This is a genomic window from Celerinatantimonas diazotrophica, assembly GCF_004339545.1.
Taxonomy (GTDB): domain Bacteria; phylum Pseudomonadota; class Gammaproteobacteria; order Enterobacterales; family Celerinatantimonadaceae; genus Celerinatantimonas; species Celerinatantimonas diazotrophica.
In genome coordinates, this window is sequence record NZ_SMGD01000014.1 from 311099 (window position 1) to 328323 (window position 17225).

At 42.1% G+C, this 17225-nt stretch carries 18 protein-coding genes and 1 other annotated feature; of the genes, 7 read left to right on the forward strand and 11 right to left on the reverse strand.

The genetic code is table 11. The features are described from left to right. The first annotated feature begins 1 nt into the window (after window position 1). Window positions 2-448 carry a molybdopterin synthase catalytic subunit MoaE gene (moaE, locus tag EV690_RS12840; RefSeq protein WP_131913400.1) on the forward strand — a complete coding sequence of 149 codons (447 nt, stop codon included), beginning with the start codon at window positions 2-4 and terminating at the stop codon, window positions 446-448. A 55-nt stretch (window positions 449-503) separates the two neighbouring features. Here moaE and moeA read toward each other — a convergent pair whose 3' ends face one another. Then, window positions 504-1829: a molybdopterin molybdotransferase MoeA gene (gene moeA, locus EV690_RS12845; RefSeq protein WP_131913401.1), complete on the reverse strand. Its 1326-nt coding sequence runs from the start codon at window positions 1827-1829 to the stop codon at window positions 504-506. A gap of 28 nt (window positions 1830-1857) precedes the next feature. On the opposite strand from moeA, the gene folE reads away from it, so the two are divergent. The 5 genes from folE (at window position 1858) to EV690_RS12870 (ending at window position 5764) form a co-directional block, all read left to right on the forward strand. Next, window positions 1858-2514, forward strand: coding sequence for a GTP cyclohydrolase I FolE (gene folE, locus EV690_RS12850; protein ID WP_131913402.1), 657 nt, complete (start codon window positions 1858-1860; stop codon window positions 2512-2514). A gap of 75 nt (window positions 2515-2589) precedes the next feature. Continuing rightward, on the forward strand, window positions 2590-3147 hold the full coding sequence (locus EV690_RS12855; protein WP_131913403.1) for a GNAT family N-acetyltransferase: 558 nt from the start codon (window positions 2590-2592) through the stop codon (window positions 3145-3147). Between the two features lie 3 nt (window positions 3148-3150). After that, a complete protein-coding gene (locus EV690_RS12860; RefSeq protein ID WP_131913404.1) occupies window positions 3151-3420 on the forward strand; it encodes an acylphosphatase in 270 nt (89 codons plus the stop codon). Window positions 3421-4016: 596 nt separating this feature from the next. After that, window positions 4017-4760 (forward strand): DeoR/GlpR family DNA-binding transcription regulator, encoded by a 744-nt coding sequence (locus EV690_RS12865; protein WP_131913520.1) that lies wholly within the window; start codon window positions 4017-4019, stop codon window positions 4758-4760. A 359-nt stretch (window positions 4761-5119) separates the two neighbouring features. After that, window positions 5120-5764, forward strand: a complete 645-nt coding sequence (locus EV690_RS12870; protein ID WP_131913405.1) for an OmpW/AlkL family protein — start codon at window positions 5120-5122, stop codon at window positions 5762-5764. A gap of 194 nt (window positions 5765-5958) precedes the next feature. Here the strand turns inward: EV690_RS12870 and EV690_RS12875 are convergent, their stop codons facing one another. From EV690_RS12875 to hisG, 10 genes are all read right to left on the reverse strand, one after another. Beyond that, on the reverse strand, window positions 5959-7743 hold the full coding sequence (locus EV690_RS12875; RefSeq protein ID WP_131913406.1) for an ABC transporter ATP-binding protein: 1785 nt from the start codon (window positions 7741-7743) through the stop codon (window positions 5959-5961). Further along, on the reverse strand, window positions 7736-9478 hold the full coding sequence (locus EV690_RS12880; protein ID WP_131913407.1) for an ABC transporter ATP-binding protein: 1743 nt from the start codon (window positions 9476-9478) through the stop codon (window positions 7736-7738). The genes EV690_RS12875 and EV690_RS12880 overlap by 8 nt, the downstream gene beginning before the upstream one ends. A 111-nt stretch (window positions 9479-9589) precedes the next feature. Continuing rightward, window positions 9590-10204 (reverse strand): bifunctional phosphoribosyl-AMP cyclohydrolase/phosphoribosyl-ATP diphosphatase HisIE, encoded by a 615-nt coding sequence (hisIE, locus tag EV690_RS12885; protein ID WP_396022826.1) that lies wholly within the window; start codon window positions 10202-10204, stop codon window positions 9590-9592. Next, the gene (gene hisF / locus EV690_RS12890; protein WP_131913409.1) at window positions 10198-10971 is read right to left on the reverse strand and encodes an imidazole glycerol phosphate synthase subunit HisF; all 774 of its coding nucleotides are present in this window, start codon (window positions 10969-10971) and stop codon (window positions 10198-10200) included. The genes hisIE and hisF overlap by 7 nt, the downstream gene beginning before the upstream one ends. Beyond that, complete coding sequence (gene hisA, locus EV690_RS12895) at window positions 10953-11690, reverse strand: 1-(5-phosphoribosyl)-5-[(5-phosphoribosylamino)methylideneamino]imidazole-4-carboxamide isomerase (RefSeq protein WP_131913410.1); 738 nt, start codon at window positions 11688-11690, stop codon at window positions 10953-10955. The genes hisF and hisA overlap by 19 nt, the downstream gene beginning before the upstream one ends. Continuing rightward, window positions 11691-12296, reverse strand: a complete 606-nt coding sequence (gene hisH / locus EV690_RS12900) for an imidazole glycerol phosphate synthase subunit HisH (protein ID WP_131913411.1) — start codon at window positions 12294-12296, stop codon at window positions 11691-11693. After that, window positions 12296-13366 carry a bifunctional histidinol-phosphatase/imidazoleglycerol-phosphate dehydratase HisB gene (gene hisB, locus EV690_RS12905; protein ID WP_131913412.1) on the reverse strand — a complete coding sequence of 357 codons (1071 nt, stop codon included), beginning with the start codon at window positions 13364-13366 and terminating at the stop codon, window positions 12296-12298. Before hisB ends, hisH begins: the two co-directional genes overlap by 1 nt. Next, entirely contained in the window at window positions 13363-14433 is a 1071-nt protein-coding gene (hisC, locus tag EV690_RS12910) for a histidinol-phosphate transaminase (RefSeq protein ID WP_131913413.1), read from the reverse strand. The genes hisB and hisC overlap by 4 nt, the downstream gene beginning before the upstream one ends. A gap of 2 nt (window positions 14434-14435) precedes the next feature. Beyond that, on the reverse strand, window positions 14436-15722 hold the full coding sequence (gene hisD / locus EV690_RS12915) for a histidinol dehydrogenase (protein WP_131913414.1): 1287 nt from the start codon (window positions 15720-15722) through the stop codon (window positions 14436-14438). 4 nt (window positions 15723-15726) lie between these two features. Beyond that, on the reverse strand, window positions 15727-16626 hold the full coding sequence (gene hisG / locus EV690_RS12920) for an ATP phosphoribosyltransferase (protein WP_131913415.1): 900 nt from the start codon (window positions 16624-16626) through the stop codon (window positions 15727-15729). A gap of 27 nt (window positions 16627-16653) precedes the next feature. Further along, window positions 16654-16772: a sequence feature (His leader region), on the reverse strand. A 180-nt stretch (window positions 16773-16952) separates the two neighbouring features. Between hisG and EV690_RS12925 the strand changes: the two genes are divergently transcribed. Next, the gene (locus EV690_RS12925; protein WP_131913416.1) at window positions 16953-17171 is read left to right on the forward strand and encodes a hypothetical protein; all 219 of its coding nucleotides are present in this window, start codon (window positions 16953-16955) and stop codon (window positions 17169-17171) included. Window positions 17172-17225 lie beyond the last annotated feature (54 nt).

The following is a 17225-nucleotide window of genomic DNA, read 5'->3' on the forward strand; positions in this document are numbered from 1 at the left end:
CATGATTAAAATCCAGCAGGAAGATTTCAATGTGGGTCAGCAATATACCCGGCTAGCAAATAATCCAGAAGCGGGTGCTATTGTTTTTTTCGTCGGTTGTGTACGGGATATGAATCAAGATGAGTCAGTCTCCGGATTATTTTTAGAGCACTATCCCGATATGACAGAGAAAGTTATTGAACAGATTGTCAGTCAAGCACAAGAACGTTGGCATCTAAGTGATGTGAATGTTGTGCACCGAGTAGGGCAACTTGAAGTCAACGAACAGATAGTGTTTGTTGGAGTTAGTGCCGCTCATCGAAATGATGCATTTGCTGGGGCTGAATTTATCATGGATAAATTGAAAACTGCCGCACCATTTTGGAAAAAAGAAAACCGGCAAGGCAAAAGTTATTGGTTGGAACAACGACAAAGTGATGTTCAAGCAGCTAATAAATGGGATGTCTAGGTTGTCAATATCTTAAATTAACAGCCTGAGTCAATGCCAGGCTGTTAATCTTAAATCACATTACGAGAAGAGCAGGGAACATTTCAATCGTGATATTTTCTCCTGGTTCAACATCACCACGTTCGAGCTCTATCACTGCAAAGCAGTTCGCTTGAGTAAAGCTGAGTAATGAAGCGCTGCTTTGGCTACCCACGGGTTTCACTTCCCATTGCCCTTGAGCGTTAATATTTGCAATGGCTCGTTGAAAGTCAGTCCGGCCCGGTTTTTTCTTGAATTTAGCACTCGCCTTTGCTTGCCACTGAGGTTGGATTTGCACGTTTCCCCCTCCCAACTTCTCAAGCGCTGGCTTAACCAATTGCAAAAAGGTTACTGCCGCAGAAACAGGGTTGCCCGGTAATCCAAAGAAATAGCTGTCGCTCAACTGGCCAAAGGCAACTGGCTTGCCAGGTTTCATCGCTACTTTCCAAAATTCGATTTTACCTAGTTTTTCGAGTGCATCTTTCGTAAAATCAGCGGTTCCCACTGAGACGCCGGCACTGGAGAGAATCACATCACATTGGCTGTTGGCTTTTAATAAAACATTGCTAATATTTTCCAATGAGTCATCAATTGCGCCAAAATCGATGACTTTAACAGGTAGGTGCGCCAGCATCGCAATTAACATGGCACGATTTGAGTCGTAAATCTGACCAAACTCAAGTATTTCACCTGGCGCTTTAAGCTCGTCTCCAGTTGAAAAAATTCCAACAGTAATCGGTTGATAGCACTCGACCTGCTGAGTACCAATACTCGCGAGTAAACCAATGTGGGCGGCATTGAGTCGCTCGCCTTGCTCAGCAACGATTGCATCCTTAGCAATACTATCGCCTGCGAGTCTCACATTGGCGTGTTGTTTAGGCCTTTTAGTCACTGTTAGTTTAGTGCCTTGGGTTTGTGTATGCTCTTGCATCACAACTGTATCGGCCCCTTGTGGCATGGGAGCACCCGTCATAATACGGGCACATTCACCTGCATTGATTTTATACTGGTGGGTGTCACCCGCTAATATTTTTTGTGTAATAGCTAAGTTTTGATATTTTGCTAAGTCTTCATAAGCAAAGGCGTAACCATCCATGGCTGAATTGGGAAAACTTGGAATTGCTGTGGATGCTTGTGCACGTTTGGCTAAATAGTGACCATGAGCAGAATGATAGGAACATGGCGCCGAAGTAGCTATAATAGGAAGCTTATTAATTAAAAAAGAGCGTGCTTCTTCTAAGAGCAATAGTTCAGGGTTAGAACACGGGTCCATATGATCCTCGTAATTATAGAATGAATGAGAAGACGTCATCATATCAGTAATTGGACTTGGTATGATTAAACGGTTAGGGACATTGACCATAATATTTCCATATTAAGGAACGTTTTACATGAGCGAATTTTCCAACGATGCTTTAAAGGTTCAAACAGCATTAGTTGCTGCCGGTATTGAAACACCGAGCATAGAAACCACTCTGCAGCAGAGTGAAAAAATTACCCATATAGAGAACCATTTCCAAGAGATATTAAAAGTATTGGGAATGGATTTAACCGATGATAGCTTAACCGAAACGCCCCATCGCATTGCGAAAATGTATGTTAAGGAAATATTCCAAGGACTAGATTATCGAAATTTCCCTAAAATTACCTTGATCGACAACAAAATGGATGTCGATGAAATGGTGACAGTCAAAGACATTGGTATGATCAGCACTTGTGAGCATCATTTTGCTGCGATTGACGGATTTGCTCATGTCGCTTATATCCCACGCACAAAGGTGATTGGTCTGTCTAAGATTAATCGAGTTGTTCGTTTTTTTGCGCAACGTCCCCAAGTACAGGAACGACTGACTCGACAGATTTTAGTCGCCCTTCAAACCATTTTACAAACTCAGGATGTTGCGGTTCGAATTAATGCGGTGCATTATTGCGTGAAATCTCGTGGTGTGGCTGATCACTCCAGCGATACGACGACAACAGCCCTCGGCGGTGAATTCAAATCCAATCTTGCAACACGCCAAGAGTTTTTGCATCAGCTGAAAGTTTGATATGCTAAAGCCTCTAAAAATGTAGGTATAAATATTGGTTGATGTTTGTATAAACCAATAAGGTAATAAAAAGATATGGATAACGTTGTGCAATCATTTGAAGTTCGTGCTGTACGAGCGATTGATCTTTATAAATTTTGCGAAATTTTAATGGATGCTACTCGCTGGTTTGAAAATGATGGCGAAGCTTTTTGGGATCGCCAGCAGATTGTTCCTCATACTATTTTAGCACGCTATCGGATCGACGAATTATTTTTAGGGTATGTGGATAAACGACCTGTCGCAGCTATGATTTTTAATAATCGTTGTCATTGGTCTCAGATTAGCGAATCTGAACGCCGTGCCAGTTTGTTTGTCCATAAATTAGCAGTGATTAGGGAAGTCGCTGGTCAAGGTTATTCAGAAAAAATGCTTGATTGGGCTTATCAGCAAAGTGTCTCTGAAGGCTATAACCAGCTTATTCTATTGTGCAATTGTTATCACAATAAATTACGTCAACTATGGCAACGTTTTGGTTTTAACGAAATTAATAGCCAAGATGAGCAAGGGGAATTGAATCGATATTATGTTCAGCCCGTTGAACTAGGTAGTCGATTAGGCAATGGTAAAAATTTATTGAGAACTTGGGGATAAGGGATGGTGGTTTGTAAGCGTATTTTAGTCTCTGGTCGGGTTCAGGGTGTTGGATATCGTTTTTACACCATGCTTGAAGCGAAGCGTTTAGGACTCGTAGGATTTGCCCGAAATCTTAATGACGGCCGCGTTGAAGTCGTTGCAAAAGGCGCGGAAGAACAAGTTAGTCAATTTATTCAGTTCCTAAACCATGCATCGCCCGCTGCAAATGTTACATCACTACAAATTGAAGAGAATTATCGATGGGATGGTAAAGGCTTTTCGACTCATTAGTGATATAACTCTATGTATTGATAAAGCCCATGTTATGGGCCCTTCTGAAGATCTTGTTTTTCCCGCCTATAAATAGAGAGAAGGAATAGATTTATCAACAGTCTTATGGATTAACTATTGATAATAGTTTCCTAATATTATTTTATTAGGCAATTAATGGGCGGATAATAGCTAGTAATTTAAATTACCACCTATGTGAACAGAAGCTAATAAATAATCAAAAAAGATATAATGCATTGGTGTATTTACCTATTCTGAATAACTATCAGTACAGTGATTGGGTGGTTTAAAATAATAATTAATCTTTAATTGTTTTAGCGATATCGTGATCTATATTTAATGCTATCATTATAGTTTTTATTAGCTGAATTAATAATATTAATTTAATAAAACCACTTTTATTAAATGGTTTTTATACACATCAAACAATATTAGTTACAGCTCTCTTTGATAGCTTTGTTCCCAAAACTCAATGTGAATTAGACTAAAAGAATCATAGATAGTGGTTGATTATTGTCCTTCGTTAGGGATAGAATCTATTTCGATTATCTTACATGCGCAAGAAAATCGAAAAATCCATTAGCGATGAGACCAAAATGAACGCCAGACGCAGTGAAATCATTCAAATTGTGAATCAACGATACAGAATTACGGTCTCAGAGCTTTCTGAGCACACCGGTGTTTCTGAGGTCACTATCCGACAAGATCTCAACTATCTCGAACAACTTGGATATGTCAAGCGCATCCATGGCGCGGCAGTTGCCATTGATAACGATGATATTGCTCAACAGATGGAAGTACGCTTTGGGACCAAGCAAAAACTGGCTCAAAGAGCCGCTGCTTTAGTTGAATCTGGCGAAACAGTGATGATTGAAGGAGGCAGCGCAAATGCGTTATTGGCTCGTGAATTGGCCGAACGCGAGGATGTCACTCTGATCACATCCAGCGCTTATATTGCCCATCTATTACGTAGTACCAATTCAAATATCATTTTACTGGGTGGTGTATACCAGCATCAGGGCGAAAGCTTAGTTGGACCGCTGACTCGTTATTGCATCGAAAAAGTTCATTTTAGTACAGCATTTATTGGTATCGATGGCTTCCATCAGGATACCGGGTTCACCAGTCGTGATATGATGCGAGCCGATGTCGTTGATGCGATTTTAGCCAAGCAACGACGCAATATAGTATTAACAGATGCGAGTAAATTTGGGTTGATATTTCCATCGACATTAGGTGGATCAATAGGGGCATTCGATATGTTGGTAACGAGTCAAGATGCTCCTGTTGATGATATAGAATTCTTAAAGAAACAGCCGATTGAACTGATCACTGCTTAGCTATTTGTTAAAATATATGATAAGACCAAGTTAAATTATTAACAATTATTTAATATAGTTGCACTAGTAATTTACTTTGGTCTTTTTTCTATGATAACAAAATTATTATTTTCACCTCCGGTTTCACTGAATCACTGTTTTTTATAATCCATCTCAAATACATCTAAAGTAAATTCACACATTTATTTAACACTTTTTGAATTAAATGTTAGTTATAAATGTGACTCGTTGCATATTCTTTAAACAAGTTGAGGGGTTATGAAAAATAACCAAGATCAACTTGATATTGATCAATATAAATAATGCGTTAAAAAGGCATTTTTACACCTACATAATAAATAGATTCTGGAGATATCTTTATGAAATTCAATGTGTGTCCTTCATGGATGGCTCTGACTGTGATTTCTGCGTCACTTCTTGCTGTTTCAACTGCTAATGCTGCTACTTTCAAACCGAAATCGGCAGGGGATATTTTAATCCGTGCCCGTGTTGTAGATGTGGTTCCGGAAGAAAATATTACTGGTTCTATCCCAGGGAGTGCTGATCTTAATAATGACGTTATTCCTGAACTTGACTTTTCGTACTTCTTTACCGATCACATCGCAGCTGAATTGATCGCGGGTACTTCTAAACATGACCTCAAATGGACTGGTAACACTGATTTAGGTTCAGTGCGCTTATTACCACCAACGTTAACTTTGCAATATCACTTTATGCCAAAACAGCGCTTTAGTCCTTATGTTGGTGCCGGTATTAACTATACTCATTTCTATGCTGAAGACACGGGTAGTGCAAACTCATCAATCGATTATAAAGATAAATTTGGCTATGCACTGCAAGCTGGTTTTGACTATGCGATTGCTGGTAATTGGTCATTTAACGTTGATGTTAAGAAAATATTCTTGCGTACTGATGTCCATACTACTGTTGGTAGCACCCATGTCACTGCATCAGGTCATATCAATCCATGGCTATTAGGTGTTGGTGTTGGTTATCGCTTCTAATTAAGACATTTTGTTGCTAGGCTGAAAAACCACCTCATATGAGGTGGTTTTTTAATGGGAACGATAAATAAAGCGAGTCAGGTAGCTAACTACTTTTGCATGTTTATTATTGCAATTCGTTTTTGCATCAATGTGAATGCTCAAACGTGTTAAGGTGAACTGGTCATGAGTTAATATACTATTTTTTCGCGCAGTTACGCCTGCAATTGAGCTAGCTTTCGCTCTTGCCGTTGTAGTTCGTACATTGAGCGATAAACCCCGCTTTTAAGTCTCATCAACTCACGGTGATTACCTTGTTCAACGAGTTCGCCTTTGTCTAAGACTAAAATGTTATCGGCGTGACTAATCGTTGATAACCGATGCGCAACGACAATCATTGTGACCTTACCTCTAAGTCGATTTAGAGCTTTTTGAACAACTTGTTCCGTTTCTGAGTCAACATTGGCAGTGGCCTCATCCAGCAATAATATTTTGGGCGAACCGGCGAGGGCCCTTGCGATGATCAATTGCTGACGTTGTCCGGTTGACAAGCGCAGCCCACCTTCTCCTAGCTGAGTCTGATAACCATCGGGCATTTGCTGAATAACCTCATCTAAGTGAGCTTCACGGGCTGCTTGTTCAACAGCTTGTTGTCCTAATGAGCGCCCCATATCGATATTTTCGTATATGGTAGAAGAAAGAATAAATGGTTCTTGAGCAATAAAGCCAATGCCATTGCGCAAAGTATCGTGGTCAAAACTTGGAAGAAGATGATCATCAATAAAGATTTTACCGTGTTGCGGCTGATAAAAATTAAGTAGAAGACTTAATAGAGTACTTTTACCACTTCCGGTATGGCCAACGATGGCATAAAAATCGCCACTTTGGATGTTAATATTGATCTTTTTGAGTACATACTGGTCTTGGTGATAGCCAAACGATAAGTCACGAACGGTTAATTTTCCATGTTCAATGGCGGCCCCATGGTTAGGGAATTGCACTAAAGCCGGTTCTTGAAGCAGTTTATAAACACGGTCACCCGCAACCATGGCCTGTTGATAAAGACTAAAACGTTGGGTTATTTCTGCGAGCGGCTCGGTAAAACGCCCTAGGTAATTAAGATAGGCGTACAACACACCAATTTGGGCCACACCTTCGACCACCTGTCGACCAAAAACCCAAACCACACCAACTAATATTATAATACTGAGTAGATTAATAGCGGGTCGTAACAGGAATGATGCAATTTTAATGGTCTGTAAACGGGTCTGATAATATCCTTGATTTATTTCGTTAAACTGAGCCAATTTGGGCTGCTGTTGATTGGTTGCCTGAATGACCGACATGCCGGCAATTGACTCACTGATAGTGGCATTAATATCTGAGCGTAATTGGCGGCTTTTGGCGACAATTTTACCGCTAAAATGTTGGTAGATAAAAATCAATCCACCAACGATTGGCAACAGGAGAAGGGCAATTAACATCAACTGAATATTGAGAATTGCCATCGCCGTTAAAATGCCGATGAGCAATATAACATTTGACAGTACATTGGCCAAAAACTGAACATAGATATCTTTAATGGATTCGGTATCATTGGTGATTCGACTGACTAATTGGCCTGTCCGAGCCTTGTCAAAAAACGCCATCGGCAGTTTTAAAACATGAGAAAAAACACGTTTGCGAATATCAAGCACTGCCTTGAGTGCAATATTGATGAATTTCAATGTCTGCTGATATTGTAAAAATGTTCCTAATACAGTGGTGATAATAAAGGCACTGATGATTCCGACAATTGGCCATAGCGGATAGTCGTCGGGCATGATAAAGCGATCAATAAATACTTTACCTAATATAGGCCCTAAAACATCCAATCCAGTTGCAATCACTACCAGTAATAGTGCCTTAATAAATAAGGGACGATCGGCAAATACATAACTCATTAACAGTCGAAACGAACCAGATGAGTCGACTGATTCGTTACTGTTTAACTCAGTCATGTTGAGAACTCCCTATAGCTTGTTCCATCTGCTGATAAGTCGCCATCTGTGCATACCAACCATCTTGATTTAGCAATGATAAATGTGAACCTCGCTCGCTGATTTGACCGTGATGAAGAACAATAACTTCATCAGCATGCTCTAAGGCTGAGAGACGGTGACTCACGATAATTACGGTTTGATTTTCTCGTTTTCGTAGATGCTGAATAATCTTTTTCTCAGTGTGAACATCAACCGCTGAAAGGGCATCATCCAGCATTAACACAGGAGCATCACTAATCAATGCTCTGGCGATCGCCAACCGTTGACGTTGTCCTCCTGAAAGCGTGACACCTCGCTCACCCACTTGAGTCAGATAGCCCTTCTCAAAACCTAAAATATCATCATGAATGGCAGCAACGCGAGCTGCTTCATAAATCTGCTCATCACTGGCATTGGGTCGTCCCATACGAATATTCTCGGCAATTGTAGTGCTGAACAAAAATGAATCCTGTGGCACATACGCAAATAAACTACGAAGCGCACTTAATTGATAGCGAGTAATGGGTTGTCCCGCGATAAGCAATTGCCCTTTTGGGGCTTCCCAATAACGCATGAGTAATTTGAGTAGTGTAGATTTTCCAGAGCCGGTAGGACCTGCAATTGCAAGGACTTTATTTTCGTAGATATCAAGGTTGATATGATTTAACGAAAGTTGTTCATCGTCTGGATAACTGAATCTCAGATCAACTAGTTCAATATGATAATTATCCGGACATTCACTGCCACTATCGCGAATAGTATCAGGGATCGAAAGTAGTTCATGTAAACGTCCCATGGCTGCATTACCACGTTGAAGAATGTTCATTAGCCAGCCAAAGGCAAACATAGGCCAAATTAGTTCCGCAAGATATAGAGTAAAGCTGGTTAATTGACCTATGGTGAGTTTTCCTTCATGAATTTGCCATCCCCCAGCGAGTAGGGTAATGAGTAATGCGGCTCCCAGACACAGTTTGATAATAGGGTCAAATTTAGCATCAGATTGCTCAACTTTGTAGTTACTCAACGCAGCGTTTTCAGCAATTTGATCAAAGTCGTTTTTTTCGATTGCTTCTCGGCCCATCGATTTGATCATGCGGATCCCAACCATTGATTGTTGGGTTTGTTCATTTAGTTTCGAAAACTTATCGAGAGTGTCCTTGAATTGATGATGGATCAAATTCGATAACCGATAAAAACTAGCGCCCATAAAGGGGAAGGGCAATAGGGCTAGCATCGCTAATCGCCAGTCAATAAAGACAAACATCATGATCATGACCAAAACAAAGGTCAACATGCCATCAAATCCGGATAAAATTCCTTCCCCGGCAGCAGTTTCAATGGCATCAATATCATTCGTTGCGCGAGCCATCAAATCCCCGGTGGAATGTTCACTATAAAAAGCTTGTCCCTGCTTGGTGAGTCGTTGATAAAAGCGCTCACGCAAGATATTACCGAGTTTATACGACGTGCCAAACAGCAGCCGTCGCCAAGCAAAACGCAGCCAATAAACAATCACTCCAGCAAGAGCCAGTAAATACAGATAATGAATTGTATTTGATAGTTGATGAGTCGCTAACAGCTGATCAATTGCTCGACCAATCATCCAAGGAATGGCCATATTAATTAAACCTACACTAAATAGCATTACAAGAGCGAGTGAGTAGGTATACCAGTAGCGGCGAAAAAACCAGTTCAGATGTCGGAATAACTGCATGAGGTCTCTAATAATATAACAGAATTGGTATATTACCTTGGAGCAAGCAAAGGTACCACCGTCACGGAGGTCCCCCATGAAGCTCATTACGATTATTCATGGGGGAAGAGGTTATTTATGGCGTGCTTTTAAACAACTGATCACTTCTGAAAGCGGTAAATTGGCATCTTCAAGTAATACTAGTAGATGAAATAACAAGTCGGCGCTTTCATTCGTTAATTCATAACGATCTTTAACGGTTGCAGCCAAGGCTGTTTCAACACCTTCTTCTCCTACTTTTTGTGCCATGCGTTTGGTCCCAGCAGCAAATAGGCGGGCTGTGTAGCTCTCTTCCGGCGAGCTGTTGTGACGGCTCGCGATCACTGCTTCTAATTCTGCAATAAAGCCCAAATCAGTGACACTTTCATTCCCGAAGCAACTGGTTGTTCCGGTATGACAAGTGGGTCCAATTGGTTCAACAACCACTAATAGAGTATCGTTATCGCAATCGAGTTGTATCGATTTAAGATTTAAGAAATGCCCTGAAGTTTCCCCTTTGGTCCAAAGACGTTTTTTGCTACGAGAAAAAAAGGTAACTTTTCCTTCGCTTAACGTTTTCATTAAGGCCTCAGGGTTCATATACCCCAGCATTAAGACCTGAGCACTATGTTCATCTTGAATAATCGCAGGAATTAAGCCATCGACTTTTTGCCAATTAATTTGTTCTAACAACTCTTTTTTCATAATCGGATAACCACGTGTTGACGATTAAGGTAAGCTTTTAGCTCACCAATATGGATAATTTGTTTGTGAAATACACTTGCCGCTAGCGCGCCATCGACATCGGCCTCTTTAAACGCCTGAGCAAAATGAACCATTTCACCCGCACCGCCTGAAGCAATCAGAGGCACTTTACAGACCTGACGGATCATCTTCAGCTGTTTAAGGTCATAGCCTTGACGGACACCGTCTTGATTCATCATGTTTAAAACGATTTCACCGGCTCCTCGAGCCTGTACTTCTTTGACCCAGTCGAGGGTATTCCAGTGTGTTGTCACCGTCGATTTTTCAGATCCAGTAAACTGTTTAACTTGATACTGCCCACTTTCATCATCAAAATAACTATCAATTCCAACTACCACGCACTGTACACCAAAACGATCAGCGAGCCGGGTAATAAGGCTTGGGTCTGCTATAGCAGGAGAATTAATGGAGACTTTATCTGCGCCATGCATTAGCGTTCGCGCGACATCCTCTTCTGTTTTAAGTCCGCCAGCCACACAAAATGGAATATCAATAACTTCAGCGACTCGACTCACCCAACTTTTATCAACAACTCGGCGATCACTACTAGCGGTAATATCATAAAAAACTAACTCATCGGCACCTTCTTGCGCATAGCGTTTCGCCAGTGGCACAATGTCGCCAATAATTTCGTGGTTTCTGAACTGTACACCTTTGACAACTTGACCATCGCGAACGTCCAGACAAGGAATTATTCGTTTCGCCAGCATTTGATCGCCTCCTCAACGGTAAATTTGCCCTCTAGTAATGCTTTGCCAACGATCACCCCAGCCACGCCAGTTGAGCGTAGCTCTGCAATGTCTTTAAGCGAACCAATGCCGCCAGAGGACTGAAATTGTATGGTTGGATAACGCTGGCAAAGTTCTTTGTACATTGTGGTGTTTGAGCCTTGCAGCGTTCCATCCCGCGAGATATCGGTACATAAAACATGTTTAAGCCCGTATGTTAAATAATGATCAAGCAGTGCTTCAATTTGCATACCGCTGTCATCTTGCCAGCCTGAAACTGCTACTCGCTTCTCTCCCGCTGCATTCACATTCACATCGAGCGCTAAGACAATTTGCTCGCTGCCATAGCGTTCTATCCATTGAGAGACCACCTCGGGCTGTTTAACAGCCATAGAGCCAATGACCACTCGGGCTGCACCAGATTCGAGAAGATCACTAAGAGCATCTTCATCCCGAATGCCACCTCCCACCTGAATTTTAACCTGAGTTTTGCTGATAAGACGGCGGATCACACTCAGTTGGCGAGTTGTGGTATCTTTGGCACCATCCAGATCGACCAAATGCAAAACTTGTGCGCCTTGATTTTGATAACTTAAAAACTGACTCAACGGATCATCGCTGTAGGTGGTTTGCTGTTGATAGTCGCCCTGATAGAGACGAACAACTTGCCCATTAATTAAATCGAGAGCTGGAATAATCATCTACATCTCCAGAAAGTTTTTTAATAGTTGTGCGCCAGCTTTACCGCTGCGCTCTGGGTGAAACTGCACCCCCATAAAATTATCTTTACCGATCGCTGCTGAAAAGGAAGCCCCGTAATCACATTCAGCAATCGTGACATCACTAACACCAAGTGCATAGCTGTGCACAAAATAGAAAAAACTCTGAGGGTCGATATTGGCAAAGAGGGGATGATTATTCGGCTTGACTTGGTTCCATCCCATGTGTGGGAGCGGCAAGTTTTGCTTAGGTTCCAGCTTAGTTATTGTTCCAGGAATCAGCCCTAAGCAATCCTGAGCAGTTTCGGCAACACTCGCTCCTCCTTCAAAAGAAGACTCAACTAAAATCTGCATCCCTAAGCAAATCCCTAGCAGGGGAGCTGTTACTGATTGTACAACTTCTACCAACTGTTTCTCATGCAATTGCTGCATCGCTGCCGCAACGGTGCCAACACCAGGGAGAAATACTTTATCAGCATTTAAAATCAGATCAGGCTCGGCACTGATGGCGACATCATAGCCCAAGCGTTCAACCGCAAAGCGCACGGATGAAAGATTCGCACACCCGGTATCAACGATAATGTTCATTACAACACTCCTTTGCTACTCGGCAGAACATCGCTGGTTTGAGTAATGGCTTGTCCTAACGCTCGGCCAAAACACTTAAATAACGATTCGACAACATGGTGGGTATTCCCTTCGCTGGCACTCAGATGCAAAGTACAATGCAGCGAATCGGCAAGCGAACGGAAAAAATGTGGCACCATTTCTGTACTCATTTGGCCGACTTTAGATTCATTGAAAGAAGCATCAAATTTTAAAAATGCCCGCCCGGAAAGATCGATGGCACATTGAGCTAAGACTTCGTCCATGGGTAAGGTAAAACCGAACCGATTAATGCCGCGTTTATCACCCAACGCTTGTTCAAGAGCTTGACCCATTGCCAGCGCGGTATCTTCGATTGTATGGTGGTCATCAATATATAAGTCACCTTTGACCTGACAGTCGAGATGAAATCCACCATGCGTTGCGATTTGATCGAGCATATGATCAAAAAAGCCAATCCCAGTACTAATTGTGCTTTTACTTCGGGAGTCCAAATCAACCGCAACATCAATTTGTGTTTCGTTGGTATTTCGCTGTACTTTCGCTTTTCTGCCTGTCAATGTAAGTTGTTCCACAATCGCTTGCCAGTTATTGCGATTACGATCATACAATATGCCACGAATCCCCATATTTTCAGCTAGTTGCATATCAGTCGGCCGGTCACCAATGACAACACTTTTTGTGAAATCGACTTTACCTTGGGTCAAATATGGCTGAACCAGCCCTAAATTCGGTTTACGGCAACTGCAATTCTCATGGGGTAGATGAGGACAAATAAGCACCTCATGGAACTGAACTCCTTGAGAATTAAACAGATCCATCATTTTATCATGCGGCTTTTGAAAATCTTCAGTTGGAAAGCTTGGGGTTCCTAAGCCATCTTGATTACTGACCATGACTAGCTGAAACCCTGCATCAATTAACTTTAATAGCGCGGGGACAACAAATGGCTCGAATGTGAGCTTTTCCAGAGAGTCCACTTGTTTATCACTTTGTGGCTCTTCAATCAGTGTTCCGTCTCGGTCAATAAAAAGAATTTTTTTGACACTCATTGGCATGCTTCTCCGATCCGTGTTTGCGACAACTCTTTGATTGCCGCTATAGTTTGTTCCATTTCCTGCGGGCTGCCGATAGTAATGCGAATAGCGCGTTCCAGCCGCGGTTTATCTGCAAAGTTTCTAAGCACAATGCCGCGTTGAGCAATGCAATCAAACAAATCTGCTTTAAACTGAACCAATATAAAGTTACCTGTTGCCGAAAAAATAGTGTCAGCAATCTTTAATGAGTCGATCTGTTTGATAAATTCAGTGCGCAGACGATTCGATTCAGTCACTCGCTGTTGCATAGCCGACATCTCTTGCGTGAGTACTTTTGTTGCGACTGATGCAACAAGAGACGGAACAGGATAGGGAGCTATCACTTTTGCCAACATTCGAATGATTTCATTAGGGGCGAGAATAAAACCACAGCGGCCCCCCGCTAACGCAAATGCTTTAGAGAGCGTTCTAAAAATGACAATATTATCAAATTCATTAATCAGTGCACTGGCAGAGGCTTGAGGACTAAATTCAATATAAGCTTCATCAATAGCGATAATCGCTTTGTTTTGCTGCGCTTGAGCTAAGGTGCGAAGCGCAGCTATGGAGACTAAATTGCCAGTTGGATTATTGGGAGAGCAGATAAATATAATTTTAGCGTTGACTTGATTGAGCGCCTGATAATCGGGGTTAAAATCATCATCTAAAGGTTGTTTGATCACATCAACCCCAAATGTTTGAGCGCTGATTGCATACATACCGTAAGTTGGAGGGTTGATAACAATCTGATCTTGTCCTGGCTCACAGTAGGTTCGGATTAACAGATCAATAGCTTCATCAGCCCCACGAGTGGCTAAAACCTGCTCTTCTTCGACACCAGCATATTCAGCATAAGCACTTATGAGCTCTGGCGGCTGAAATTCAGGGTAGCGATTCAGGCGCAAGTGTGCCAGTGAGTAATCGTCACTGTCTGGACTTTCGTTAGCGTTTAACCAGATATTACCATGGCCGCCAATTCTTCGAGCAGACTGATAAGGTGTTAACACTTGGACACAAGCGCGGGCAAGTTGTTGTGTTGGCATTGCTATTTCTCCTGTCCTATTCGAAGCGTCACTGCACGGCGATGTGCACTTAACCCCTCTGCATTAGCAATTTCAATGACGGTGGGGGCTAAGTTGCGTAAGCTTTGCTCGCTAAGCTCCTGAACGGTGTAACGCTTCATAAAATCAGCAGTACCTAAACTTGAATAGGTTCGAGTATAACCGTAGGTAGGCAGCGTATGGTTAGTGCCACTGGCATAATCCCCGACTGATTCAGGCGTCCAAGCACCTAAAAATACGCTTCCCGCATTTTTAACCCAAGGCAGCAACTGTCGTGGTTGCTCAGTTTGAATAATTAAATGTTCTGGGCCATAGCGGTTTGAAACCTCCATGGCTTGTTCAAGAGATTCGACAATAATAGCACGGCTATTAGCTAATGCTTGTTCGGCAATTTCACGGCGTTCAAGAAGCGTGGTTTGACGATTAATCTCATCATTGACTTGGTTAGTAAGCTCGTTGCTATCGCTTACGAGAAGTACTTGTGAGTCAGGACCATGTTCGGCCTGCGAGAGCAAGTCTGCAGCAACAAAGGCTGGATTTGCCTGCGCATCGGCCACCACTAACACTTCTGATGGACCAGCAGGTAAATCCATTGCCGCCCCTTGATAATCTTCTGCAACTTGCCGTTTGGCTTCGGTTACAAACGCGTTACCAGGACCAAAAATTTTATCAACCTTAGGTACCGACTGCGTTCCATAAGCCATTGCTGCAATAGCCTGGGCACCACCAATTGAATAGATCTCATCAACACCGCACATATCAGCGGTATACAGAATGGCATCACTAATCGGAGCGGGAGAACAGAGAATGATTTTTGAACATCCAGCAATTTTAGCTGGAATAGCCAACATCATGACTGTTGAAGGGAGTGGGGCGCTGCCACCGGGAACGTATAGCCCGACTTTTTCTACCGCACTATAGCGCAGCTCACAACGAATGCCGGGCTGAGTCTCAATCATCGTCGGTGTTGGCTTTTGGGCCTGATGGAACTTAGCAATATTACTACTGGCTAGTTTTATTGCTTGCTTAAATTCACCACTTAAATTATTCCCTGCACTGCGAATCTGTTGCTGACTAACTCGTAGTTGCTCTACAGCGACTTTATCAAATTTCTTTGTTAATTCTCTGAGCGCATCATCATCTTCAGTTCTAACTTGAGTAATAATTTCTTTAACGATTTGACTAATTTTTTGGGCACTACTGACTGCCGGACGCTGTAGTGCATCTTGCTGCTGTGTTAGGTTGAGTTGATTCCAAATCAGCGTTTGCATGTCACTACTCCATCATTTTTTCAATTGGCATCACAAGAATTGAACTTGCACCTAGCGCTTTAAGGGCTTCCATGGTTTCCCAGAACAAGTTTTCGGTACTAACCATGTGCACTGCAACTAGATCATCTCGACCCGCTAATGGCAGTAAAGTTGGGCGTTCACTACCAGGCATTAATTCAATTACCTCTTCTAGTTTGGCTTTAGGGGCATGCAGCATAATGTATTTGCTTTCTTTGGCTTGAATGATGCCTTGAATTCTAAGTAGCAGTTTATCAAGAAGGGCTTGATTTGAAGCGGAGAGTGGATTTGATGATTGAATGAGAGTTGCTTTGGAGCGGTAGATGACTTCGACTTCTTTTAAACCATTGGCTTCAAGGGTTGCGCCTGTCGATACCAGATCACAAATAGCGTCGGCCAATCCGGCTCTTGGAGCCACTTCAACTGAGCCAGTCAACATGATATTGGTGTAATCTATTCCTTGAGTGTCCATGTACCGCTTAAGTAACCCTGGATAAGTTGTTGCGATTCGCAAATTAGCTAATGAACGAGGGCCTTTAAACTCAAAATCCTCCGGCACGGCTAGCGATAATCGGCATCCCCCAAAATCAAGACGAGTAAGCATTTTAAATTCAGTATTCTCTTGCTGACTCTGCCGGAGCAGTGTTTCTTCTTCAAGAACGTTTTCACCGACAATCCCTACATCGACGACGCCATCCATAATTAAGCCCGGAATGTCATCATCACGTACTCGTAAGATATCAATTGGCATATTCTCACAGTGGGCAATAAGGCGCTGTTCACGTAAGTTAACTTTCATCCCACAGTTTTTAAACATGAGCTGCGAGTCTTTACTCAGTCGACCAGATTTTTGAATTGCGATACGTAAACGTTGTTGTTCTGACATTTGGTTGATCCCTTGACATATAAAATTAAAAAACCCTTGGAAGATGGACTTCCAAGGGTTTAAAAATTTCTGTCAACCGCTGGAAGCCTCTATGAGTCTTCCAGCACCAATTTTCCTGAAAGACTTATTCGGGATGGTGATGATGGTGATGATGTTTAACAGTGATGTTTAACATTTTAGTCTTTCTGGTAAATTGATTAATGTGTAATTACATTAACAACCCAAGCCAAAAAAGCAACTATTTTTTGCAATTCCAATGAAATAAATTAAGAGAGATCATTTTTTAGCCGATATAGGTAATGTCATTACCGATTAGGGGAATTGATATGCCGTCAAATGATCTCATTCCGCCTGTCATTCAGCGCCCGACAGGGCCGCCTTTAAGACAGGTTAAAGATTCGGATGGCAATCGTCAGGGCACTAAAGGCGATAAAAATACGAATCATAAAAATACGCAAGACAAGGCAGAAGCAAACGAGAAAGAGCAAAAAGAAAATACCAAGATACAGCAGCTAACTGATCATGAAATTGATCTGTTTGTATAGATGCGAGCAGGGTTTGTTTTTGTCATAATAAGCCTTTACAACAAATTAGGCTTG